The organism is Amycolatopsis sp. NPDC049868 (genome assembly GCF_044461365.1).
GTDB lineage: Bacteria > Actinomycetota > Actinomycetes > Mycobacteriales > Pseudonocardiaceae > Amycolatopsis.
The window spans coordinates 108,499-131,068 of the sequence record NZ_JBITKV010000004.1; the positions used below are offsets into that span (position 1 = coordinate 108,499).

At 69.1% G+C, this 22,570-nt stretch carries 19 protein-coding genes; 7 read left to right on the forward strand and 12 right to left on the reverse strand.

Annotated elements, in window-relative coordinates:
• Window positions 1-21 precede the first annotated feature (21 nt).
• Window positions 22-1,677 (forward strand): DUF885 domain-containing protein, encoded by a 1,656-nt coding sequence (locus ACIBTM_RS19065; RefSeq protein ID WP_395878309.1) that lies wholly within the window; start codon window positions 22-24, stop codon window positions 1,675-1,677.
• Between the two features lie 21 nt (window positions 1,678-1,698).
• Here the strand turns inward: ACIBTM_RS19065 and ACIBTM_RS19070 are convergent, their stop codons facing one another.
• Window positions 1,699-4,155, reverse strand: coding sequence for a LamG-like jellyroll fold domain-containing protein (locus ACIBTM_RS19070; protein ID WP_395878311.1), 2,457 nt, complete (start codon window positions 4,153-4,155; stop codon window positions 1,699-1,701).
• A gap of 273 nt (window positions 4,156-4,428) precedes the next feature.
• Complete coding sequence (locus ACIBTM_RS19075) at window positions 4,429-4,950, reverse strand: HAD domain-containing protein (protein WP_395878313.1); 522 nt, start codon at window positions 4,948-4,950, stop codon at window positions 4,429-4,431.
• Between the two features lie 94 nt (window positions 4,951-5,044).
• Between ACIBTM_RS19075 and ACIBTM_RS19080 the strand changes: the two genes are divergently transcribed.
• Window positions 5,045-6,628, forward strand: a complete 1,584-nt coding sequence (locus ACIBTM_RS19080) for an FAD-binding oxidoreductase (RefSeq protein WP_395878315.1) — start codon at window positions 5,045-5,047, stop codon at window positions 6,626-6,628.
• Here ACIBTM_RS19080 and ACIBTM_RS19085 read toward each other — a convergent pair.
• On the reverse strand, window positions 6,603-7,526 hold the full coding sequence (locus ACIBTM_RS19085) for a LysR family transcriptional regulator (protein ID WP_395878317.1): 924 nt from the start codon (window positions 7,524-7,526) through the stop codon (window positions 6,603-6,605). The genes ACIBTM_RS19080 and ACIBTM_RS19085 overlap by 26 nt on opposite strands.
• A 117-nt stretch (window positions 7,527-7,643) precedes the next feature.
• Between ACIBTM_RS19085 and ACIBTM_RS19090 the strand changes: the two genes are divergently transcribed.
• The gene (locus tag ACIBTM_RS19090) at window positions 7,644-9,029 is read left to right on the forward strand and encodes a M20 family metallopeptidase (protein WP_395878319.1); all 1,386 of its coding nucleotides are present in this window, start codon (window positions 7,644-7,646) and stop codon (window positions 9,027-9,029) included.
• A complete protein-coding gene (locus tag ACIBTM_RS19095) occupies window positions 9,029-10,303 on the forward strand; it encodes an MFS transporter (RefSeq protein ID WP_395878321.1) in 1,275 nt (424 codons plus the stop codon). Before ACIBTM_RS19090 ends, ACIBTM_RS19095 begins: the two co-directional genes overlap by 1 nt.
• A gap of 309 nt (window positions 10,304-10,612) precedes the next feature.
• Here the strand turns inward: ACIBTM_RS19095 and ACIBTM_RS19100 are convergent, their stop codons facing one another.
• The 3 genes from ACIBTM_RS19100 to ACIBTM_RS19110 all read right to left on the reverse strand — a co-directional run bounded on the left by ACIBTM_RS19100 (window position 10,613) and on the right by ACIBTM_RS19110 (window position 13,418).
• Window positions 10,613-11,197, reverse strand: a complete 585-nt coding sequence (locus ACIBTM_RS19100) for a tyrosine-protein phosphatase (protein ID WP_395878323.1) — start codon at window positions 11,195-11,197, stop codon at window positions 10,613-10,615.
• Window positions 11,194-12,777 carry an AMP-binding protein gene (locus ACIBTM_RS19105; protein ID WP_395878325.1) on the reverse strand — a complete coding sequence of 528 codons (1,584 nt, stop codon included), beginning with the start codon at window positions 12,775-12,777 and terminating at the stop codon, window positions 11,194-11,196. Before ACIBTM_RS19105 ends, ACIBTM_RS19100 begins: the two co-directional genes overlap by 4 nt.
• 80 nt (window positions 12,778-12,857) lie before the next feature.
• The gene (locus ACIBTM_RS19110; RefSeq protein WP_395878327.1) at window positions 12,858-13,418 is read right to left on the reverse strand and encodes a TetR/AcrR family transcriptional regulator; all 561 of its coding nucleotides are present in this window, start codon (window positions 13,416-13,418) and stop codon (window positions 12,858-12,860) included.
• A gap of 126 nt (window positions 13,419-13,544) precedes the next feature.
• Between ACIBTM_RS19110 and ACIBTM_RS19115 the strand changes: the two genes are divergently transcribed.
• The 3 genes from ACIBTM_RS19115 (at window position 13,545) to ACIBTM_RS19125 (ending at window position 15,999) form a co-directional block, all read left to right on the forward strand.
• Window positions 13,545-14,249 (forward strand): alpha/beta fold hydrolase, encoded by a 705-nt coding sequence (locus tag ACIBTM_RS19115; protein WP_395878329.1) that lies wholly within the window; start codon window positions 13,545-13,547, stop codon window positions 14,247-14,249.
• A 76-nt stretch (window positions 14,250-14,325) separates the two neighbouring features.
• Window positions 14,326-14,970 (forward strand): flavodoxin family protein, encoded by a 645-nt coding sequence (locus tag ACIBTM_RS19120; protein WP_395878331.1) that lies wholly within the window; start codon window positions 14,326-14,328, stop codon window positions 14,968-14,970.
• A complete protein-coding gene (locus ACIBTM_RS19125) occupies window positions 14,971-15,999 on the forward strand; it encodes a LacI family DNA-binding transcriptional regulator (RefSeq protein WP_395878333.1) in 1,029 nt (342 codons plus the stop codon).
• On the opposite strand, the gene ACIBTM_RS19130 is transcribed toward ACIBTM_RS19125, so the two are convergent.
• From ACIBTM_RS19130 to ACIBTM_RS19155, 6 genes are all read right to left on the reverse strand, one after another.
• Window positions 15,989-17,167, reverse strand: a complete 1,179-nt coding sequence (locus ACIBTM_RS19130; RefSeq protein WP_395878894.1) for a cytochrome P450 — start codon at window positions 17,165-17,167, stop codon at window positions 15,989-15,991. The genes ACIBTM_RS19125 and ACIBTM_RS19130 overlap by 11 nt on opposite strands.
• A 120-nt stretch (window positions 17,168-17,287) precedes the next feature.
• Window positions 17,288-18,595, reverse strand: a complete 1,308-nt coding sequence (locus ACIBTM_RS19135) for a serine/threonine-protein kinase (protein ID WP_395878335.1) — start codon at window positions 18,593-18,595, stop codon at window positions 17,288-17,290.
• A 17-nt stretch (window positions 18,596-18,612) separates the two neighbouring features.
• Window positions 18,613-19,245 carry an SGNH/GDSL hydrolase family protein gene (locus ACIBTM_RS19140; protein WP_395878337.1) on the reverse strand — a complete coding sequence of 211 codons (633 nt, stop codon included), beginning with the start codon at window positions 19,243-19,245 and terminating at the stop codon, window positions 18,613-18,615.
• Complete coding sequence (locus tag ACIBTM_RS19145; RefSeq protein WP_395878339.1) at window positions 19,242-20,003, reverse strand: sugar phosphate isomerase/epimerase family protein; 762 nt, start codon at window positions 20,001-20,003, stop codon at window positions 19,242-19,244. Before ACIBTM_RS19145 ends, ACIBTM_RS19140 begins: the two co-directional genes overlap by 4 nt.
• A complete protein-coding gene (locus ACIBTM_RS19150) occupies window positions 20,000-21,037 on the reverse strand; it encodes a LacI family DNA-binding transcriptional regulator (protein WP_125690705.1) in 1,038 nt (345 codons plus the stop codon). Before ACIBTM_RS19150 ends, ACIBTM_RS19145 begins: the two co-directional genes overlap by 4 nt.
• Before the next feature lie 78 nt (window positions 21,038-21,115).
• Entirely contained in the window at window positions 21,116-22,558 is a 1,443-nt protein-coding gene (locus ACIBTM_RS19155) for a chondroitinase-B domain-containing protein (protein WP_395878342.1), read from the reverse strand.
• Window positions 22,559-22,570: the final 12 nt, after the last annotated feature.

Here is a 22,570-nt window from a genome sequence, read left to right on the forward strand (position 1 = left end):
TGATTCTGGTAGTCATCGGTTATGAGCGATGAGCCCACCGCGGCGGAGCTGGCCGACGAACTTCTCGACGTCCTCGCCGCCGAGATGCCGTTAATGGCGACGTTCGACAATGTCCCCGGGCACGACCACGAACTGCGGGACGTTTCGGAGGCGGGCGCCGACCGGCTGCGGGAACGGGCCGTCCGGATCGCCGGGCACGCCGCCCGGTCCACTGACCCGGACCGGATCACCCTCGGTGTCATCACCCATCACACGGAATCGCTCCTGACCAGGCTGGACTCGCGGCTGACCGAGTTCATCCTCGCCGATCCGATGGTGTCCGAGGGGATCGGGGCGCTGTCCTGGCTTCCGCAGCTGGAGCCGTCGGGGGAACAGGCGGAGGAGGATTACCTGGCCAGGCTGGCCGCACTCCCAGAGTTCCTCGTGGCGCTGGCCGAACGCCACCGTGCCGGGGTCGCGGCGGGCCGGACCCCGGTGGAACGCGCGGTGCGCAACGCCGTCGGCCACCTCGACCGGCTCCTGGCCGCCGAAACCCATCCGCTGCTGGTCCCGCAGCTGACCGGAGACCGCGTCGCGCGCCGGGAGCGGCTGTTCGCCGAGCAGGTGCGACCGGCGCTCGCCGCCTATCGCGAGGTGCTCGCCAGGGAGATCGCCGGACGTGGCCGCCCCGACGACCGGCCGGGTCTCTGCTGGCTGGACGGCGGCCGGGAGAGCTACGCCGGTCTGGTCAAGACGCACACCACCACCGGGATCTCGCCGGAGGAACTGCACGAGACCGGTCTCGAACTCGGCCGGGCGCTGGACGAGGAGTACCGGCGGCTCGGCGCGGCCGTCTTCGACGAGGACGACCCCGTCGCGGTCCGGCTGCGGCTGCGCACCGATCCGTCCCTGCGCTGGCGGGACGCGGACGAGATGATCACGACCGCGACGGAAGCGGTCGCGCGGGCCGCGGCCGCCGCGCCCGGCTGGTTCCGGCGGGTGCCGTCGGCCGAATGCGTCGTGCGTGCCGTGCCGGAAGCCGACGGGCCCTCCGCCGCGCAGGCGTACTACATGCCGCCGTCGGCGGACGGCAGCCGTCCCGGCGTCTACTCCACCAACACCTACCGGGTGACCGAGCGGTTCCGGTTCATCGCCGAGTCGGTCGCCTTCCACGAAGCCGTTCCAGGGCACCATTTCCAGGCCGGTGTGTCCTACGAGCTGGAGGAAGTGCCGCGGCTGCGCAGGCTAGTCCCGCTCTCGGCGTTCGACGAGGGCTGGGCGCTCTACACCGAACGGCTCGCCGACGAGATGGGGCTGTATTCCGACGACGTGATGCGGCTCGGCATGGTCGCCGAGGATTCCTTGCGCGCCGCGCGGCTCGTCGTCGACACCGGGCTGCACGCGCTGGGCTGGAGCAGGCAGCGATGCGTGGATTACCTCGCGGAACATTGCGTGCTCAGCGATGTCGAGGTGCAATCAGAGACCGATCGCTACATCGAATGGCCCGGTCAGGCGCTGTCGTACATGACGGGCAGGCTGGAGATCCAGCGGCTGCGCGCCTTCGCCGAGGAACAGCTGGGAGAGGCGTTCGACATCCGCGACTTCCACGACGTGGTGCTGAGGCACGGGCAGGTGCCGCTGCCCGTGCTCGGCGACATCGTGCGGGAGTGGGTGACGGACGCGCGACGCCGGGCGTGACCCGGCGTCGCGTGCCCGGGCTCAGTCGCGCTTCGCGAACGTCGCGACCTCGGCGTCGGACAGCGGCCGGTCGTAAAGCCGGACGTCGTCCACCGCGCCGCGCAGGAAGTCGACCTGCTGACCGCCGTACTGGCCGCGGCCGATCACCGTGTGGCCGGTGCTCGGGGCGGCCGAGCAGGCGTTCTGCGACGCGACCTTCGTGCCGTCGACGTACAGCGACAACGTGCCCGCCTTGGCGTCGCGAACGCCGGTCAGGTGGTACCAGCGGCCGACTTCCGGCTTCTCCGGAGACAGGGCGCGGAGACCGACGAAGCTCATCGCCCATCGCTGGTCCTGGCCGGAGTACTGCAGGAAGAACGCGCTGTCGCGGCCGGTGTCCTGGCTGACGACGGTCTGGAACGCGCCACTCGCCTCATCCAGCTTCGCCCACGCCGAAACCGAGTAGCTCCCGCCTGTGTCGACGAGGTTCGCCCCGGTGTCGGCCTGCCCATTGCCCGCGAAGGCCAGCGCGCCGCCCTCGACGCCGCCCGCCCACTGCGCATTGGTCAGCGTCGCGTGCGCGGAGCCGACCGAATCCTTGGCACTGGATCCGGTGCCCTCGTCGAACTTGTAGGCGTGCACGCCGTCGATCCCCGGAGTGCCGGGACCGGGGTCGGGTGCGCCCGAGCCGCTGCCGTCGGCGTTACGGATGATCGCCTGGTTGACCGCGCGCACCTGCGCGAAGTCCATCTTCTTCACCTGCCTGTCGTAGGTGAAGAAGCCGTTGACCTCGTGCTCGACGTCGGTGATCTGCGTGTAGATCGAGCCGCTGATACCGCAGCTCTGCGCGGACGCGAGTACGTCGCGCTGGTTCTGGACGTAGCGGCTGTTCAGGGTCGCCTGGTCCTTCACCATCTCGTAGGCGTGGCCTTCGCCGAACCACATGTGGTCCTTGACTTCGAGACCGTAGCCGCCGTGTTCGCCGTCGATCGAGATCCGCTTGGCGTCGGGCATCGGCTTGGCCGGGCCGGGATAGGCGTGCCAGTCGAGGACGTCGCCCTTGCCCGAGTCACCGAGCGAATCGCAGCAGTTGACCCCGCTGTGCGCGTTGACCAGCCGGGTCGGGTCCTGGGCCTTGACGCTCTCGGCGACCTTCCCGGTCTCCTCGCGCGACCACTCCGCCCAGCCCTCGTTGAACGGCACGTAGCCGACGATCGACGTCCAGTTCTTCTTCTGCTCCACCAGTTCCTGCAGCTCGACCTTGAACTGCCGCTGGGCGTCGACCGGCGGGCGGCCACCGGTCCGCATCGACGGCATGTCCTGCCAGACGAGCAGGCCGAGTTTGTCGGCGTGGTGGTACCAGCGGTCGGGTTCGGTCTTGATGTGCTTGCGGACCGTGTTGAAGCCGAGGACCTTGTGCTGTTCGAGGTCGAAGCGCAGCGCCTGGTCGGTCGGCGCGGTGTAGATGCCGTCCGGCCAGTAGCCCTGGTCCAAAGTGGACTGCAGGAAGAGGATCTTGCCGTTGAGGGTGAACCGGAGTTTCCCGTCGGCGCCCTTCGCGGTGCCGAATTCGCGCATGCCGAAGTAGGACGACACCTTGTCCACGGTGCGGTGGCCGTCCTTCAGCTCGACGTCGAGGTCATAGAGGAACGGCGAATCCGGCGACCAGAGTTTCGCCTTGGGCACCGGCAGGGAGATCGTCGCCGAACCGGATGCCGCCTTGCCGCGGCTGACCACCTTCCGGCCGTCCCGGACGACGGCCTCGACGGTCAGCCCGGAGGCCCCGCCGGTGTCGACGGTCAGCTTGAGCGTGGAGGACTTGAGGTCGGGGACCATGCCGAGCGTGCCGATGTGCTTGGCCGCGACCGGCTCCATCCACACCGTCTGCCAGATGCCCGAGGCGCCTTCGTAGAAGATCCCGCGGTCGGGGACCCGGCGCTGTTTGCCGACGGGCTGCCAGGTGGCGTCGGTGCGATCCTCGACGCCGACGATGATCTCCTGCTCTCCCTTCGGCTTCAGCGCCGAGGTGACGTCCGCGGAAAACGCGCCGTAGCCGCCCTGATGCGCGGCCACTTCCTTGCCGTTGACGTAGACCTTCGCCTTGTAGTCGACCGCGCCGAAGTTGATCCGGAGGGTGTTGTCCTTGCCGACGTTCCAGTTCCTGGGCACGGTGAACGTGCGCCGGTACCACATGAAGTCCTCGTGCCGCTGGATCCCGGAGAGCGCCGATTCGGTGGGGTAGGGGACCAGGATCTTCTCGGCGAGCTTCTCACCGAAGGGCGGGACCTCGCCGGGTGCGGCGCCGGCGAACTCCCAGACCCCGTTGAGGTTCTGCCAGTTCTCGCGCACCAGCTGCGGCCGCGGGTACTCGGGCAACGCGTTCGTGGGCGAAACCTGGTTCGTCCACGGGGTGGTCAGGCGTGGCTTGCCCATCTTCCAGCCGCTGTCCGCGGCCGTCGCTGCCCCCGGCGTCAACGCCAGGGCGGTCAGGGCGACCACCGCGACGGTCAGGGGCTTCCGGAAGCGTCTCGGCCTCCGGGGGCGTTGTGGTGGTGACAACGTTGGCAACATCTGCTCGACACCCTTCTCCGGGGGCGGCCGCCTCGGCGGAGGTGCGCCTCCCACTGGACCTGTGCAGGCGTGAAACCACGACCCCGTGGCCGGTGTGAGCCGGGCCACGGCTGGCCGCCAGATGTTTTTACATCGTTGATACAACGTTGTAAAGCGTCGAAGGCGTCGAATCGGTCGTGGACGGAAGAGCTGTCCGGTATGTCAGGCGTGGTGGAATTCCCGCAGCCACTCGCCGAGTTCGCGGTAGTCGTCGCCGGTCAGGCCCCGGCGGGGATCGACGCGGAGCAGCAGAGCCGGTGCGGTGTGCTCGCCTGACACCCAGTCGCGATCGACGCCGGAGATCTCGTCGTCGATCCAGGCGAACGGGCGACCCTGGGCGTGGTCAAGGAGGGCGCGGGTCTTCCAGTGCAGGCCGATGCGGGCGTCGAACTCGTCACTGTCGGAAGGCTCCGGCCAGTCCACGACAGGCAGGCGGGGCAGGCCGAGCCTGGGGGAGAGGGATTCGTTGGCGTCGTGCAGCCAGGTCGTGGCCCAGACGAGTTCGCCGGGCAGGGCTCGCAGTCGCGAGCCGTGCGAAGGGTCGAGGCGGGCGAGGAGCGGGTTCTCGTCGTCTCGCGGCGACGGCTCGAACGACGGGTAGTGCGCGGGCTCCAGGCCGAACGGGATGAGCGGGCCATCGACGTCGAGGTAGATCAAGGGAAGTCTTCCGGGGTCGGACGTCACGAAGACGCACGTTATCGGTGCTGTGCTCCAGGCGTTGACACGGCAATTGACCGGTGAGTAACTTACTGGCGAGTTAGATCGAACGGAGGCGACGATGCCGGCCGAGGAGCGTTCGTGGTGGGGCTGGGGCACCACCGACGGCGAACTGTCCAAGGAAGAGTCCGACGCGCTGGTCGCCCGCACCTCGGGTGTGTTGCCCGGCCACGACTTCACCGATCACGCGCCGCCGGACCCCGCGGATCTCGACCTCCCGGCGCCACGGATCCGGCCGCCCGCGGCGCTCGCCGCGTTATGCGCTGCCGACCCGGTCGACCGGTTGTCCCACGCCCGCGGCAAGGCGTTCCGCGACGTCGTCCGCAATCTGCTCGGACAGCTCGACCACGTCCCGGATCTGGTCGCCCGCCCGCGCACGGAACAGGACGTCGTCGACCTCCTGGACTGGTGCACGGCCTCCGGGACCCCGCTGATTCCTTACGGTGGCGGCAGTTCCGTGGTCGGCGGAGTCGAGCCGCGGTTCGACGGCCCCGCGGTTTCGATGGATCTGGCGGGGCTCGGCGAGGTACTCGAAGTGGACACGGTCAGCCGCGCGGCGCGGATCCAGGCCGGGATCTTCGGGCCGGCGCTGGAAGACCGGCTTCGCCCGCTGGGGCTGACCCTGAGGCATTTCCCGCAGTCGTTCGCCCATTCGACGCTCGGTGGCTGGCTCGCCACGCGCGCGGGCGGGCATTTCGCCACCCTCGCCACGCATATCGACGATCTCACCGAATCGCTGCGTGTCGTCACGCCCGCCGGGATCAGCGAATCGCGGCGCCTGCCGGGATCGGGCGCCGGGCCCTCGTCGGATCGGATGTTCCTCGGCTCCGAGGGAACGCTCGGCGTGATCACCGAAGCCTGGATGCGCTTGCAGGACCGTCCGGTCTGGCAAGTGACCGCGTCCGTCGCCTTCGAAAGGCAGGAAGACGCCGTCGCCGCGACCCGCGCGATCGCGCAGTCCGGGCTGTATCCGTCGAACTGCCGTCTGCTCGACCCTGCGGAGGCGTTGATCAACGCGGGCGCGAGTGTGGGCGGCGGCCTCCTGCTGGTCGCGTTCGAATCCGCCGATCACCCGGTCGACACCTGGCTCGACCGCGCGCTCGAACTGGCCGCCGGTCATGGCGGTGTCGTGAAAGCCAGGCGCAGCAAGGATTCCGCCGGTCAGGACAGCGCGTCGGCCTGGCGGTCGTCCTTCTTGCGGATGCCCTATCAACGCGACGCACTGGCCCGCCGCTCGCTGATCGTGGAGACCTTCGAAACCGCGTGCACCTGGGACGGCTTCCCGGAGTTCCACGACGCGATCACCTCGGCGGCCCGCGCCGCGATCGACGCGGTGTGCGGCGGCGCGGGTGTCGTCACCTGCCGATTCAGCCACGTGTACCCCGACGGCCCCGCGCCCTATTACGGGATCTACGCCGCCGGGCGCTGGGGGAGCACGGTCGCCCAATGGGACGAGATCAAGAGCGCCGTCTCCGAGGCGATCGCGGGCCACGGCGGCACGATCACCCATCACCACGCCGTCGGCCGCGATCACCGGCCCTGGTACGACCGGCAGCGTCCCGGCCCCTTCGCCGCCGCGATCACCGCCGCCAAATCGGCGCTCGACCCGGCGGGGATCCTCAATCCTGGGGTGCTGATCGGCTGACCGGAGGCCGGACGAACGACGTCAGCAGCGCGGTGAACCGCATGGCGGCCAAGGACAACGTCCGCCCGGCCATGGTCTGCACCTGGGCTTCGCGTTTGCGGAACACGGCGTTGTCGAGCAGCACGTACGCGACCCCTTCGGTGGCCGCGTCCTGCTCGACGTCACCCAGCCCGCCGACCAGGGCGATCCCGCCGCCGCACCGGACGAACTCGTACTTCGGGCTCAGTTCGTTGCACTCCAGCACCGGAGGCGCCGTGAGGTTCTCGATCCGGGTTGCGATGTCGAACAGGTCGCGCAGGCTCTGTCCCGGAGCCGGCAGCGCGAGCGGATGCTCGCACAGTTCGGCGAGCTCGACGGCGTCACGACTGGTCAGCGGATGATCGAGCGGGACGATCGCGTACACCGGGACCACGACCGCGCTCTCGACCCGCACCCCGTGCTGAGGCCCGGTCGCGAACGTGACGGCGACGTCGGCCGCGCCTTCGAGCACACGGCGCGTCGCCTCATCCCTGGTCACGACGTCGATGTGGAACGTGACGTCGTGGTCGCGCCGGAAGGCGGCGATGGCCTGCGGGACCACGCGGCGGGCGAATCCCTCGGAGCAGGCGACGGTCAGGGACCGGGCGTGCAGCCCGCGGCCGGTGCGGAGTTCGTCGACGAGAACGGCTGATTCGGCCTCGCTGCGGCGGACGTGGTCGAGCAGCCGGGTCCCGGCCTCGGTCGGCACCATGCCACGCGGATGCCGGACGAACAGTGGCACCCCGATACCCGCTTCGAGTTTGGCGATCTGACGGCTGATCGCCGAGGGCGCCACCGTCAGTTCCGTCGCCGCCTCGGACACCGAGCCGGTGCGGGCGACTTCGAGGAAGTACGTCAACGCGATCGGCAGTAGTCGCATCAGATCTCCGCAGGTTTGCCGCAATGAGAACGCGGAGCACGGTAAACGGCAATGGTCAGGGTACGCAAACCGACTTACGCTCCTCTGCGACACTCGGCGAGCGAATCGGGAGACATCGTGGCGATCCCTGCGGAACTGGTCTCGAAAGCCCGGGAGCACGTCGACTCGGGGGCGTTCTTCGCCGAACTCGCCGAACTCGTCCGGTATCCGACGGTGAGCGATCATCCGAGCGGCCGCGTTGCCATCAAGGCATACCTGGACGAAGTACTTACCCCGGCGCTGATCGCACTCGGCTGTTCCGTGGAGACGTACCCGAACCCCGACCCGGACGGCGGGCCGTTCCTGATCGGCACCCGCGTCGAGTCCCCGAGGTTGCCCACCCTCTTGTGCTACGGCCACGCCGACGTCGTCGACGGGCACGAGGGCCGGTGGAGCGAAGGCCGGGACCCGTGGACGCTGACCGCCGTCGGCGAGCGCTGGTACGGCCGGGGTTCGGCCGACAACAAGGGACAGCATCTGATCAACCTGACCGCGCTCAGGCTGCTCCTCGCCGAAACGGGTTCGCTCGGCTTCAATCTCAAGTTCCTTTTCGAGACAGGGGAGGAGATCGGCTCGCCAGGACTCGACGAGTTCGTCGAGGCGAACCGGGAGGCGCTGAGCGCCGACGTCCTCATCGCCTCCGACGGTCCGCGCCTGGACGCGGCGACGCCGACGCTGTTCCTCGGCGCGCGGGGCAGCGTCCGGATCGCCCTCGACGTCGACCTCCGCCCCGACGCCTACCATTCGGGGAACTGGGGTGGAGTCCTGCGCAATCCCGCCACCACTCTCGCCGGGGCGATCGCCTGTCTCGTCGACGGGCACGGCCGCGTCCAGGCGCCGGAACTCCTGCCGCCCGAACTCCCGGACAGCGTCCGCGCGGCGCTCACCGACTTGGAGATCGGGAACAAACCCGGTGATCCGGCGCTGGACGCGAGCTGGGGAGACATCGGCTTGACCGCGGCCGAGCGGCTGTACGGCTGGAACACGCTCGAAGTCCTCTCGCTCGGCGCGGCCGACATCGATCGCCCGGTCAACGCCATCCCCGGCCGCGCCCGCGCGATGCTGCAACTGCGTTACGTCGCGGGAACCGACGTCGACGGTGTGGGCGAAGCGATCACGAAACACCTTGTCGCGAAAGGGTTTTCGATGGTCGACGTCACCGCCGAAGGCAGCTTCCTCGCCAGCCGCACCCCTGTCGACGACCCGTGGGTCGGCTGGGCGAAGAGCGTGCTCGACGAGATTTCCGATCAGCGGACCGCGATCTTGCCGAGCTTCGGCGGAGGACTGCCGAACCATGTGTTCACCGACCTGCTCGGCCTCCCGACGTTGTGGCTACCGCACTCCTATCCCGGGTGCCTGCAGCACGCGCCCGACGAACACCTGCTCGCGCCGATCGCCCGGGAAGGGCTCGTCCTCGCCACGGCGCTGTTCCACGCGCTCGGGCGGCGAGGCGAGGAGGCGTGATGAGCGACCGGACGATGGCCAAGCCCCGCACGCCGTCGTCGACGCGGCGCGCGATCGCCGCGGCGACCATCGGCAACGCGCTCGAATGGTTCGACCTCGGCGTGTACGCGCTGATGGCGGCCTACATCGGCAAGACCTTCTTCCCCGGCGGAAACGCCGCCGTGCAGCTCGTCCAGGCGTACGCCGTCTTCGGCATCACGTTCCTCGTGCGCCCGCTCGGCGGACTCGTGCTCGGCGCCTACGCCGACAAGTTCGGCCGCAAGAAGGCGCTGGTGCTCACCATTTGGCTGATGGTCATCGGGACCTTCCTGCTCGCGGTGATGCCGGGTTACGCGACGATCGGTTTCCTCGCTCCGGTCGGTGTGATCGTCGCGCGGCTGATCCAAGGATTCGCGGCGGGCGGGGAATTCGGGGCGGCCACGTCGTTCCTGATCGAACAGGACGATCGCCGCAAGGGTTTCCTCGGCAGCTTCCAGTTCGCCAGCCAGGGTTTCGCGACCCTGATGTCCGCCGGGTTCGCCGCCGGGCTGACCGCTTCGCTCAGCGCGGACGCGATGACGTCGTGGGGCTGGCGGATCCCGTTCGTCTTCGGGCTGCTCGTCGGCCCGGTCGGCTACTACATCCGGCGGCACGTCGACGAACCCGAAGTCGCGAAGGGGAATCAGCCGGAGTCCGCGCCGGTCCGGACGCTGTTCCGCTTCCACTGGGGCGGCCTGCTGATCGCGGGAGGAGCGCTGGTCGTCTCGACCTCGCTGAACTTCATCCTGCAGTCACTGCCGACGTTCGCGATCAAGAACCTCGGCCTGGACGACTCGCTGTCGTTCGTCGCCCTGATGATCACCGCGGCCATCCTGACCGTCGTGACACCGATCGTGGGACTGCTCACCGACCGGCACGGCCGCATCAGGATCATGATCGGGGCCGCGGCGGTGATCGGCGCCGGTGTGGTTCCGCTGTACCTGTGGGTCACCAGCTCGCCGTCGTTCCTGACACTCACGGTGACGATGACGATCCTGGGACTGTTGAAGGCCACCTACTTCGGCGCGCTCCCCTCGGTGATGGCCGACGTCTTCCCGGCGCACACCAGGGCGACGGGGCTTTCGTTCGCCTACAACGCCACCGTCGGGATCTTCGGCGGATTCACGCCGACCATCGCGACCGCGATGATCGCGGCCACCGGATCGCCGGTTTCGCCCGGTTATTATCTTTTGGCGACCGCGTCGCTCAGTATTGTCGCGCTGGTCGCGGCGAGTCGACGGCGTGGGATCCGCTGACAGGTGGTTGGGCATGCCGAGGGGGCCGTCGCCTGGTTGGTCGGCGGGTTCCCTCGGGTTCAGTGGTGGTTGTGGCGGGGTGTTTGTAGCATTTCGTCCTCTGAATGCGGTCCTTGGGTGTGCAAGTACATGAAGGCCCCCTTCACGCGCGGCCATCGTGACCGGTGGGCGTGTGTGGCGACTGGAGCCTGGGGAGGCTGACGCCGCTCTCTCCGGCTCCTTTGAGTGCTATGAAAGGTCCTTTCCTTGCAAAATTTGCAAGGAAAGGACCTTTCATAGCGTTCGGGAGTGGGGGAGCGCGGGTGGCCCTCACTCAAGTGTCATGAAAGGGTCGTTCAAGACGAAAAACGTCCTGAACGACCCTTTCATGACATCCGGCAGGAGCCGGCGAGCGCTCAGAGCGAAAGATCCACCACGATCGGAGCGTGGTCCGAAGGCCCTTCCCCTTCCGCGCCTCACGGTCCACAAAGGAATCCGGCACCTGACGGCGGCGCACCGGCCGGGTTTCCGTTCGAGGAAGGGGCGGTAGTAGAGGGGACTGCCGTTGAGTTGCTCACTGTTGATGTGCTGCCAGAACTCGATGTCCTCGATATCGTCGAGGGGTACCTCGATGCGGTCGACGCCGGTCGGTGTGGTTACGCCCGCGGTGGCGGCGGTGAATTGCGCCGAGCCCGCCAGTGCTGTCGGGGACTTCGCCGTTGCGGGCCGGATCTCGTCGGCATTGCGCAGATCGACAATGGTTCGGACCCCGGCTTGTCGTGCCTGGGACCAGCCTTCGTCGGTGACGAAACGAAGGTCGGCCGCCCTGAAGAAAGCGCCGTGACGAGTCGTTTGGCCCGACCTGGTCGGCAAGCCGCCAAGATCTCTGGTGTTGTAGAAGCCTTCCCAGGTCATAATTCCCGCAACAAATACCGCTGCAGCTTCCCGCTCGCGTTGCGCGGCAGCGCTTCGATGAACCGCACGCGGCGCGGGTACTTGTACGGCGCCGCGGTCGCCTTCGCGTGTTCCTGCAACGCTTTCACGAGATCCGTCCCGGGGGCGGCGCCGGGCCGGGGGACGACGAACGCCGTGACGACCGAACCGCGATCCGGGTCGGGTGTGCCGATCACGGCGCATTCGTCCACGTCCGGATGGGTCAGCAGGACTTCCTCGACCTCTGGGGCGGCGATGTTGTAGCCCGACGAGATGATCATGTCGTCGCTGCGTGCGACGAACCGGAAATAGCCGTCGGCGTCGCGCACGTAGGTGTCGCCGGTGAAGTTCCAGCCGTCGCGGACGTAGTCCTGCTGGCGCGGGTCTTCGAGGTAGCGGCAGCCGGTGGGGCCGCGTACCGCCAAGAACCCGGGTGTGCCGTCCGGCACGGGTGAACCGTCGATGTCGAGAACGGCCGCCTCATATCCGGGCACGACCTTGCCGGTCGCGCCGGGGCGTGCGTCGTCGTCGGCGGAGGAGATGAACACGTGCAGCATTTCGGTGCTGCCGAGCCCGTCGATGAGCGGCCGCCCGACGATCTCCCGGTACTGCTCGGCCACGGGGGCGGGAAGTGATTCGCCCGCGGAGACGGCCCGGCGCACTCCGGCCAGCAGCCGTCCGTCGCCGGCGTTGAGGATCGCGCGGTACGCGGTCGGGGCGGTGAAAAGGACGGTGACGCCCTTCTCGGCGGCGATGGCGGCGAGTTCCGCGGGAGTGGCGCGTTCGACGAGCAGCGTCGCCGCTCCCGCGCGCAAGGGGAAGACCAGGAGGCCGCCGAGGCCGAAGGTGAAGGCCAGCGGTGGTGTGCCGCAGAAGAGATCGTCGGATGTCGGACGCACGACGTGCCGGGAGAACGTGTCGGCGATCGCGAGCAGGTCGCGATGGAAATGCATCGTCGCTTTCGGCGAGCCCGTCGTGCCGGAGGTGAAGGCCAGCAGGGCGACGTCGTCAGCCGCGGTCGGGACGTCGGCGAACGTCGCCGGATGCCGTTCTGCGCGGGCGGCGAGTTCCGTTCCGTAGGACACGACGGGCAGTTCGGGCGGGAGTTCGTCCAGGAGGCGTTCGTCGCAGACGGCGAGCGCGGGTTTCGCGCGGCCGGCGATCTTGCCGAGTTCTGCCCGTCGCAGCATCGGCATGGTCGTGACGGCCACCGCGCCCACCTTGATCACGGCGAGCCACACCGTCGCGAGCCATGGTGTGTTGGTGCCCCGCAGCAGCACGCGATCGCCGGGAACCACACCGAATTCGGTGACGAGGACGTGGGCGACGCGGTTGGCGCGGGCCAGGACTTCGCCGTATGTCCACGTTTCCGTGGGGGAGAGCAGGCAGGGGCGGTCCGGGCCGAGTCGCGCGACGGTGTCGTCGAGCAGCGCTGTCGCGGCGTTCAGCCTGTCCGGATATCGGAGTTCCGGCAGATCGAACACGAACTCCGGCCATTGATCGGCGGGAGGCAGCCGGTCACGGCAGAACGGGTCGACATGCGCGCTGGGAGAAAGCCTCATCGTCGCCGCTCCTCGGTCCGGCCGTGCCCCCTCCCGCGAAGGTAGCACTTGTTACGACCGTCGAGAAGACGCGATGAAGCTCAGGCGACGAGGTCGGACACCGCCCGTCCCAATGTGGCGCGCACGGTCTCGGGGTCGTCGAGGTTCCCGCCGTGGAGCGCGCCGTCGCGGAGGAGGACGAGGGTGCGGGCGGCGTGGTCGGGGTCGGGATGACCCGCGTCGCGCGCCAGGTCGCGAAGCACGCCGAAGAACCAGTTCCGGTGGTCGTCGATGACCTGCCGCACCTGGTGTGCGGGATCGGGGTATTCGGCGGCGGCGTTGAGGAACTGGCAACCGCGGAAATCGTCGTCGAGTGTCCGGTCGCCGACGATGCCCAGCGCGGCTAGCAGGGCTTCGCGGGCGGGCTTCCCTTGCGTCGCCGCGCCGACACCCGCGCGGATCCGTTCGCTCGTGGTGCTCAGATAGGCGGCGACGAGGTCGTCCTTGGTGGGGTAGTGGCGGTAGAACGTCGCCCTGGTCACGGCCGCTTCGGAGACCAGGCGCTCCACGCCGACGGCATGGATGCCCTCGGCGTAGAAGAGCCGCGACGCTGTCTCGAGCAGCCGGATCTTCGGGTGTACGTCCCGGTCGACAGTCGGCATCTTTCAACTCTAGAGAAAGAACGGTCATTCCACCAGGTCGCCTTCGTCACGTTGCGGAAGGACTCCCAGGGCAGCATGGTTGAGAGAGAAAGACCGATCATTCTCCCTAGCTTTGAAGGAGCAGCCATGAGCAACCGGAAGCCCACCATCGTCCTGGTCCACGGTGCTTTCGCCGACTCGTCCAGCTGGAACGGCGTCGTCCCGAAGCTGCGCGAGCAGGGCTATCGCGTGCTGGCCGCGTCGAATCCGCTGCGCGGGATCGAGTCCGACGCGGACTACGTCGCCGACGTCGTCAACGGGGTGGACGGCCCCGTGGTGCTGGCCGGGCACTCCTACGGCGGCGTGGTGATCAGCCGCGCGGCGAACACCGCGCCGAACGTCAAGGCGCTCGTCTACATCGCCGCCTTCCAGCCGGAGGCGGGGGAGAGCGTGTTCGAGCTGTCCGGCCGGTTCGAGGGCGGCAAGCTCGGCCCGGACACCACGAACGTCCTGGCCGCCCAGGGGGAACTGTCGATCAAGCCCGAGAACTTCTCGGACGTGTTCGCGGCCGACGTCCCCGCGGAGGTCGCCGAGGTCATGGCGGTCACCCAGCGTCCGGTCACCGAGCGCGCCCTCGGTACGCCGTTCGACGGCGAGCCGGCGTGGAAGAACCTGCCGTCGTGGGCCCTGATCGCCGAGCAGGATCACGCGATCCCCGCCGCCGCGCAGGCGTTCATGTCCGAGCGTGCCGGTTCGGAGGTCACCAGGATCGATGCTTCGCACGCGGTCTCGGTCTCGCGGCCGGACGTCGTCGCGGAGGTCATCCTCGCGGCGGCCGCCAAGGTCGCCTGACCTCGGTCGCTTGACAGGTGAAACTCTCCCGGAGAGACTGAAAAAGCGTTTTTGCAGTCTCTCCGGGGAGAACCACGTGAAGGTATTGGTGCTCGATTCGAGCCCGCGTCGTGAAGGCAATTCCTGGGCTCTCGCGCAGGCGCTGGCCAAGGGGGCGGAGGAAGCCGGGCACACGGTCGGCTTCGCCCGGCTCTCCGATTTCGTCGAGTCGCCGCTGGGGGACTGCCGCGACTGCAGGCTGAGCGACCGGTCCTGCGGCATCGGGGACGGCTACGAGCGCCTGCTGTTCGAGCACGTGCTCCCGGCGGACGCGATCGTCTACGCGACACCGCTGCACTGGTACGGCATGACCGGGCGGCTCAAATCCTTCTTCGACCGGCTTTTCTGTTACACCTCCGGCAGTTCACCGCATACCGCCGAGGTCGTGCCGGGGCTGATGGGCAAACGAGCCGCGGTGCTGATCTCCTGCGAGGAGAGCTATCGCGGCGCGACGCTCGGCCTCGAGGCCCAGTTCCAGGAACTCACCCGGTATCTGCGTCAGGACCTCGCCGGGATCGTGGTCGGCGTCGGCAACAGCCGGGGCGAGGTGGAGCGCGATCCCGCCCTGCCGTTGGTGGCGGCGGCCGACCTCGGCCGTAGGCTGGGCGACGCCCATGTCACCGACTATCGGCTGGACACCGACCGGCCGAACCGCGTCTGGGGACCGCCAGTGGAGGCCTGAGTGTCGCCGACCATCCGTGACGTCGCCGCCGCCGCGGGGGTCTCGATCACCACCGTCTCCCACGTGCTCAGCGGGCAGGGCCGGATCTCCGAGCAGACCCGGCAGCGTGTCACGCGGGCGGCGGCCGACCTCGGCTATCAGGCGAGTGTGCACGCGCAGCAGCTGGTCACCCGGCGCAGCCGCACCCTGGCGATCCAGCTCGCGAACTCGGTCGACGCGAGCAGTGCCTGTGCGCTCGTGCCCAATTCGGACTATTTCCTCGAAGTACTCAACGGGGCGGCCGAAGCCGCGTCGAAACGGTCGTACGCCTTGCTCCTGGCGCCAACGGACGCCGACCTCGACCGGCTGAACGCCTTCGCCGTCGACGGCGCGATCCTGGTGGATCCCCGTGGAGACGAGCCCTTCTTCGCGAGCGGCTGGTGCCGTGACCGGCCCTTGGTGACCGTCGGGCGGCCGATGGCGGCGCCGTGCCCGGTTCCGGTCGTCGTCGACAACGACCTGGTCGCGGCCGCCCAGCTGATGCTGGATCACTTGGCGGGCAACGGTTACGAGCGGCCCGCGATGATCACCACCGATACCGGCCGCTCCTACGCGGCGGATTTGGTCGCGGGGTACACCGGCTGGATGGAAGGCCGGGGACTGGAGCCGGTGGTGGCCGAGATCGACGAGCCGCCGACCACCGAAGGCACGGCGGAGGCGCTGGGCAGGCTACTCGACCGCCGAGTCTGTCCGGACGCCGTCTTCACGACGTCGGAGAACCTCGCCCTCGGGGTCCTCCACGAGGCCCGCCGCCGGCGGCTCGCGGTACCCGGCGAGCTCGGGATCTGCAGTGCGGTCGACAGCGGTTCTCTTCGGCTCGTTTCGCCCCAGGTGACCGGGATGTTCGTGCATCCCCGCGAGGTGGGCGGCCGCGCGGCCACGGCGTTGATGGATCTCGTCGAGGGTGCGGCCCCGGACGATGGGCCGCACCGGATCGAAGTTCCGGTGCGGCTCAACGCGCGGGAATCCACCGCCCGGCTCACCAGGTGACGGGCAGCTCCTTCACCGTGTAGAAGACCGCGTTCTCGTCGAACTTCAGCTCTTCCAGTGGAATGGCCGATTTCAGGGTCGGTATGCGCCGGAAGAGCGTGCCGTAGACGACCTGGAGTTCCACCCTGGCCAGTGGCGCGCCGAGGCATACATGCCTGCCGTGGCCGAAGGCGACATGGTGGCGGGCTTCGCGCCGCACGTCGACGGAATCCGGATCAGGGAAGACTGCCGGGTCCCGGTTGGCCGTGCTCTTCGCCGCGATGATGCCCTCGCCGCCGCGGACGAGCTTTCCGCCGATCTCCAGATCCTCGCGCGCGACGCGGCGCGCTTCGGTGTGGGTGATGGACAGGTAGCGCAGGAGTTCCTCCACCGCGCCGGCCACCCGCGCGGGATCGCCGTCCCGGACGAGGCCGAGCTGATCCGGGTTCGCGAGGAGCGCGGCCGTGCCCAGCGCGATCATGCTCGCGGTGGTGTCGTGTCCGGCCACCAGGAGGAGCTGGCCCAGTGTGGCGATCTCATGCGGGGTCATCGCGCCGGTCCGGAACTGCCCGACGGCCAGTGTGCTGAGCAGGTCTTCGGCGGGCTCGGCGCTTTTGCGGATCACCAGTCGTTCCAGGTAGGCGTTCAGCTCCTCGCTGGCGGCGACGGCCTGTCCGGGATCGGGCTCGTCCATGACGAGGGTGTGCGCCACTCCCTGGAAGAAGCCGCGGTCGGCGTAGGGCACGCCGAGCAGCTCGCAGATCACCTGGGTGGGGACCGGCAACGCGAACGCCGCCACCAGATCCACCGGTTCGGGACCGCCGAGCATCCCGTCGATGAGGTCGTCGACGATCCGCTGGATCCGGGGCCGCAGGGCCGCCATCTTCTCGATCGTGAATTCCGGGCTCAGCAGCCGTCGCTGGGCGGTGTGCTCCGGCGCGTCCATCTGCATCAACGTCTTCATCGTCGTGTCGCGCGCCTTGCTCACCGCGTTGGTGTGCGGGAAGGCGGGACACGTGGCATCGACGCTGACCCGCGGATCGGCCAAGACCGTCCGCACGTCCTCGTACCGGGTGATCAGCCACGGTGTGCCGCCATTCCACAACCTCACCCGCGACACCGGGTCGTCTTCGGCTCGCCGCGTCAGTTCCGGTGCCGGGTCGAAGGGGCGGCGTGCCGCGCGCGCCATGGGGAATCGCCGGTCGTCCACGGTTTCTCCTTGCTGTCGAATGCTTTCGCGCTCGCAGCATGCCGGTGCGGGAGACCCCGGTAATCGGACAAATCAGACGTGAAATGCGTCACATTTTGGTCAGGAACTCCGGCACACCGCGACCGGCGTGTCGCCGCCGTCGTCCTCGGTGGTCGCGATGAAGCCGAACGTGGTCGTCCCGCCGGCGGGCAGTACCGCGTTCCAGTCCAGTTCGGACACTCGCACGCGGTCGCCGTCCTGTGCCAGGGAACCGTTCCACAGATTGGCGATGCGGGTGCCGGGCGGCAGGGTCCAGCTGACCTCCCAGCCGGCGAGCCGGGTGTCCTTGGCGTTGCGCACCGACACACGGATCTCCGCGCCGCCGGGCCAGCGGTTGGCGATCTCGTAACGCGCTTCGCACACCGGTTGCGCGGCCGGTGGGGACGGTGCCGCCACCGGGGCGACGGCGTCGGGTGAGTCGCCGTCGAACAGCAGGATCCCCGCGAGGACACCACCCGCCACCACGACACCGCCCGCGATGGCGATCGGCAAGCGCGATCGGCGGGTGGGCGCGGGCAGCCTTTTGGTGCCGGACAGGATCGCCGGACGGCCGTCGGCGACGGCGACGGCGGCGAGCATCCGTTCGGCCTCGGCCATGTCCGGCCGCTCCGCGGGATCGCGCCGGAGCATGCGCAGCAGGACGTCCGTGAGCGGGCCGGTGGTGCGCGGCGCGACGATCTCGCCGCGGGCGACCCGTTTGAGGAGCGCGATCTGGTTGGCGTCGGTGCCGAACGGCGGCGCGCCTTCCAGCACGGTGTAGAGCGTCGAGCCGAGCGAGAACACGTCCGACGGATAGCCGGGCTCTTCGCCGTCGGCGACTTCGGGGGAGAGGTACGCGGGGGTGCCGACGACGAGCCCGCCGCCGGTCATGGTCCCTTCGCCCGTGGCGTGGGACAGGCCGAAGTCGGCGATCTTCGCCCGCCCGTCACCGGTGATCAGGATGTTGTTGGGCGTGACGTCGCGGTGCAGGATCCCGTCCTCGTGCGCGGCGGCCAGCGCCGAGGCGATCTGCCCGCCGAGTTCCGCCACCCGGCCGGCGGGGAGCGGGCCGTCGTCGGCGAGGAGTTCCGTCAGCGGCCGCGACGGCAGGTATTCCATGACCAGGAACGGGGTTCCGTCCTGCTCCACGACGTCGTACACGGTGACGGCGTGAGGGTGCTTGAGCCGCGCTGCCACCCTGGCTTCCCGCATGGCGCGCACGATCGACCGGAACGGCGCGTCGTCCGGCGAGGTGTCCGGCAGCAGTTGCTTCAGCGCCACCGTGCGGTCGAGCCGCTCGTCCCGCGCCCGCCACACCACGCCCATCGAGCCCCGGCCGACCTCGCGCTCCAGCCGGTAACGTCCGGCTATGACGGCATCCCGGTTCACGACCGCAACTGTATCCGCTAGGGGAGCGGGACCTCCTCGACCGGCGCCCCGGCCGCCGCGAGCCAGGCTTCGGCGAGCAGGCGGTGTCCCAGCGGGCTGGGGTGGACGCCGTCCGGGGCCAGCGTCGCGGCCCCGTGCTCGGCCGCCGCGCGCGGCATGAACAGATCCGCGCGGACCAGTCGCGCGCCGAACTCGGTCGCCACGTCGATCGCGGTTTCGATGCGGGGCGCCAGATCGCCGACCCAGTCCCGCTGTGCCGGCTCCACCGGCAGCAGGAACGGCGTGATCACGTACAACTCGGCCGGGAGGTGCTCCCGCGCAGCGGCCAGCAGCCGGGAGTAGGCGGCACGGAACTTCCCGATCGGGCTCGACAGGCCGCGATCGAAGGTCCGCCACGTGTCGTTGATGCCGATCTTCACCGTCAGCACCGTGGGCCGCGCCGCGAGGACGTCGGTGGCCCACCGGGCTTCGAGGTCGTAGATCCGGTTGCCGTTGATCCCCCGGTTGACCACTTCCGGCCCGTCGCCGAGGAGGTCCGCGATCTGCCGCACGTAACCCTTGCCCAGCGACGCGGGATCGGTGCGGTCGCGGCTGGAGTCGGTGATGGAGTCGCCGGCGAAGAGCAGCCTGTCGGCTTCGGTGAACCTCACGCGCCCGCCTCGATCAGCTTCCGCAGCGAGTCGGCCTCGCCGGGGATCAGATCCGGGTCGTTGTCCGGGACGAACTCCAGCAGTGCGTCGAGCGGCCGCCCGGCCTTGGCGAGCAGGCCGAACGCCCGCGTCCAGAGCTCCGTCCGGAAGGTCAGCGGATGCCGCTCGTTGCTGGGCCACCACGAGAACACGTGCACCGCGCGAACCTGGCCGAGCACCAGTTCGAGTCCCGCCAGCGCCTGCTCGTCCGGCAGATCCTGCGGCGGCTGCCAGTAGGTGCCGAGATTGTCGCGGCCGACCTCTTCGAGCAACCGCACGGTCGATTCGGCGGTGTCGGTCAGCGTCCCGCCGTGGAACTCCAGCGCGACCTCCAGGCCGTGCTCGTTCGCGACGTCGGCGGCCTCGCGCAGACCGGCGACGATCTGCTCGCGCTCGTAGGAGTCGACGTCCTCGGAGCCCGCTTTCCCGGCCCACACCCGGATCCGCGAGGCACCGAGCCGGACCGCAGTGGCGGCGATGTCGCCGAACGTCCCGGCCTCCATCGGTGTCGCGCGGAAGTAGGAGCCGTAGGAGTCGCAGGTCAGCCCGTGCCGTGTCATGGCCTCGAACGCACGCTCGGCCGCCCAGTCGTCACCGGGACGCACATGGACGTCGGCGCCCCACTCGATCACCTGAAGTCCCGCTTCTTCGGCGCGACGGGCGACCTCGTCGGCGTCCAGCCGCCGCAAGGTCACCGAACACAGTCCCGGGCGGATCATTTTCCCTCCAACGGTTGAGTGCTTTCCCGCAGCACGACCTCGCCGGTGATCGGCTTGACGCGGGGACCGTCCGCGCGGTGGTCGAGGATGAAGTCGAGGGCCTGTTCGCCCATGCGCTCGATCGGCACCCGCACAGTGGACAGCGAGGGCCTTATGTCCCGCAAGGTAATAATGTCGTCGAATCCGGCGATCGCGATCTGGGCGGGCACCTGCAGCCCGCGGTCGCGACAGGCGGCCATCGCGCCGACGGCCATCACGTCGTTGACCGCGAACACGCAGCCGCGGAAGCCGCTCTCGATCGCCCGCACCATCGCCGCGTAGCCACCGTCGCGGGTGAATTCCGCGCGCAGCACGTGGTTTTCGGGCAAGGGGACGCCGTGGCGGGCGAGGCCGTCACGGAAACCCAGCACCCGGTCCCGCGAGGTCAGCAGGCCGGACGGCCCGGCGAGGACGAGGAAGTCGCGGTGCCCGAGCCGGGCGAGCTGTTCGGCCAGATCCGCCGCTCCCGCACGGTTCTCCAGCATGACGGTGTCGAACGGCAGTTTCCGCTGCCCGATCACCACGACCTGGCCGTCGGCGGCCTCGAACGCTTTGAGCTCCTTGGTGAGATTCCGTTGCAGGGCACTGTCTTCGTTCCGCGACCCGGCGAGGATGACCGCCCGCGCCCGTTGCCCGCGCAACGTCGTGACGTACTCGAGTTCCTTCTCCGGATGGTTTTCCGTGCTCGCGATGGTGACCGTCAGCCCGTGCCGGGCGGCCACGCGCATCACACCGGACGCGATCGAGGAGAAGTACGGGTCGACGATGTCGTGCACCAGCAGCCCGACGACGTTGCCGCGGCCGCGGGCCATCGCCTGCGCGGGCACGTTCGCCGTGTACTGCAAGCGTTCCGCGGCCCGCAGCACCGATTCGCGCAGGGTGCCGCTGACCTGTCTCGTCCCGCCGTTGAGCGCCCTCGACGCCGTCGCGAGCGACACTCCGGCCTCGCGGGCGACGTCGGCCAGGGTGGCCGAACCCGCGGCACGCTGCGCCATGGTTCCTCCTCGGTGGTGCGGTGGGCTCACGCCGGCGTGGGCTGCCGCCGGCGTGAGCCCGGCTCTGATGTCGCCCTGCTACGGAGCGCCGGGGCCGACGTCCGCGGTGGTGAGCGGCCGGTTGGCGATGGCGGCCGTCGAGTACTCGTCGGCGCCGACGTCACGCAGGCTGCCGCGGGCCTGGCCGTCGAGGTCCAGCGTGACCGGCGCGGTCGAGAGGGTCGCCGCGTCGATCGCGGGGCTGCCCGCGGCGAGCCGCGAGACGCCGTCGGTGCCCTGCACGAGTTTCGGGTCGACCCGGCGGAAGGTGCCGGCCGGGATGTTGCCGTCCCCGCCCGAACCCCACAGGATGTTGCCGGACCAGGTGAAGTTGCCCGTGGTGCTCATCGCGACCAGGTCGCCGTTGCTGCCGACGAAGAGGTTGTCGGAGATCGTGCAGTCGCGCGGTTCGATCGTCCGTTTGGTCTCGCCGGCGAGCGTGCCGCTGTTGTTCAGCAGCGTGTTGTGCGCGATGAGCACGCGGTCCGCCGCGTCGTTGCCGCGCCGCGATTCCTTTGATTCACCCGGGAAATGGTCCCGGACGGAGCCACTGCCGACGACCAGCGCGCTGCCGGACACGCCGGCGACGTAGTTGTTGAGGATCTTGTGGTCGTTGCCGTAGATCCGGATGCCTTCCTTGCCGTTGAGGATGAAGTTGGATTCGACGACGGATTTGTTCCCGTGGCGCAGCACGATGCCGCCCAGGCTGTTCCGGATGGTGTTGTTGCGGATGAAGTTGCCCGACGACTTGACCGAGATCGCCTCCGGGTCGCCGTTCGCGCGTTCGAAGAGGTTGAACTCGATCTTGGCGCCGGCGGTGCTGAGCGCGCGCGGGCTGACGCCGAGCCGGATCGGCTCGCCGCCGTTGTCGCCGGCGAAGGTGTGGTCGGAGAAGTAGTTCCGGAAGACTTCGACGTCCACCGCCATCTTGTCTTCGTCCGCGCCCTCGATGCAGAGCATGACGCCGAGCGTGGTCTTGTGGTGGAAGTGGTTGCGGTCGATCTTGCTCTTGTCGGCCCGGACCATCACCCAGTGCAGGCCTTCGATGTCGGCCAGCTGGAAGTCGTTGCGGGTCAGGCGGATCACCGAACAGTTCGGCGGGATCTCGATCGTGGTGCTCTGGCGGAACTTGAACCCGCTGATCGTGACGCCGGTGGAGTCGTCGAAGACGAAGCTCTGCTCACCGTTGAGCGTCACCCCACCGCGGGACTGGGCGACGATGGTGATGGGCACGTCCTTCGTGCCGCGCCTGCCCTTGATGCTGATCGGCTTGCCCGTGGGCACGGTGTAGGTGCCGTTGTTCACGGTGATGACGGCACCGGGGCCCGCCCGGTCGATCGCGTTCTGCAGTTCGGTCAGCGAACTGACGTTCAGGGCGCACAGCCCCTTCGGTTTGGCCGACGCCGTGCCCGCGGTGACCCAGGGGACGGTGATCAGCGCGGCGCCGAGGGTGGCGCCGCTGAGGAACCTTCTGCGATCCATGATGCCTCCGTG

What these genes read in the sequence shown, in the direction of transcription:
- ACIBTM_RS19105 (WP_395878325.1), bottom strand. Translation starts at nt 12,777, where the DNA reads ATGAGGCTTTCTCCCAGCGCGCATGTCGACCCGTTCTGCCGTGACCGG.
- ACIBTM_RS19155 (WP_395878342.1), bottom strand. Translation starts at nt 22,558, where the DNA reads ATGGATCGCAGAAGGTTCCTCAGCGGCGCCACCCTCGGCGCCGCGCTG.
- ACIBTM_RS19150 (WP_125690705.1), bottom strand. Translation starts at nt 21,037, where the DNA reads ATGGCGCAGCGTGCCGCGGGTTCGGCCACCCTGGCCGACGTCGCCCGC.
- ACIBTM_RS19145 (WP_395878339.1), bottom strand. Translation starts at nt 20,003, where the DNA reads ATGATCCGCCCGGGACTGTGTTCGGTGACCTTGCGGCGGCTGGACGCC.
- ACIBTM_RS19085 (WP_395878317.1), bottom strand. Translation starts at nt 7,526, where the DNA reads ATGCGACTACTGCCGATCGCGTTGACGTACTTCCTCGAAGTCGCCCGC.
- ACIBTM_RS19100 (WP_395878323.1), bottom strand. Translation starts at nt 11,197, where the DNA reads ATGACCTGGGAAGGCTTCTACAACACCAGAGATCTTGGCGGCTTGCCG.
- ACIBTM_RS19130 (WP_395878894.1), bottom strand. Translation starts at nt 17,167, where the DNA reads ATGGCGCGCGCGGCACGCCGCCCCTTCGACCCGGCACCGGAACTGACG.
- ACIBTM_RS19080 (WP_395878315.1), top strand. Translation starts at nt 5,045, where the DNA reads ATGCCGGCCGAGGAGCGTTCGTGGTGGGGCTGGGGCACCACCGACGGC.
- ACIBTM_RS19065 (WP_395878309.1), top strand. Translation starts at nt 22, where the DNA reads ATGAGCGATGAGCCCACCGCGGCGGAGCTGGCCGACGAACTTCTCGAC.
- ACIBTM_RS19095 (WP_395878321.1), top strand. Translation starts at nt 9,029, where the DNA reads ATGAGCGACCGGACGATGGCCAAGCCCCGCACGCCGTCGTCGACGCGG.
- ACIBTM_RS19115 (WP_395878329.1), top strand. Translation starts at nt 13,545, where the DNA reads ATGAGCAACCGGAAGCCCACCATCGTCCTGGTCCACGGTGCTTTCGCC.
- ACIBTM_RS19110 (WP_395878327.1), bottom strand. Translation starts at nt 13,418, where the DNA reads ATGCCGACTGTCGACCGGGACGTACACCCGAAGATCCGGCTGCTCGAG.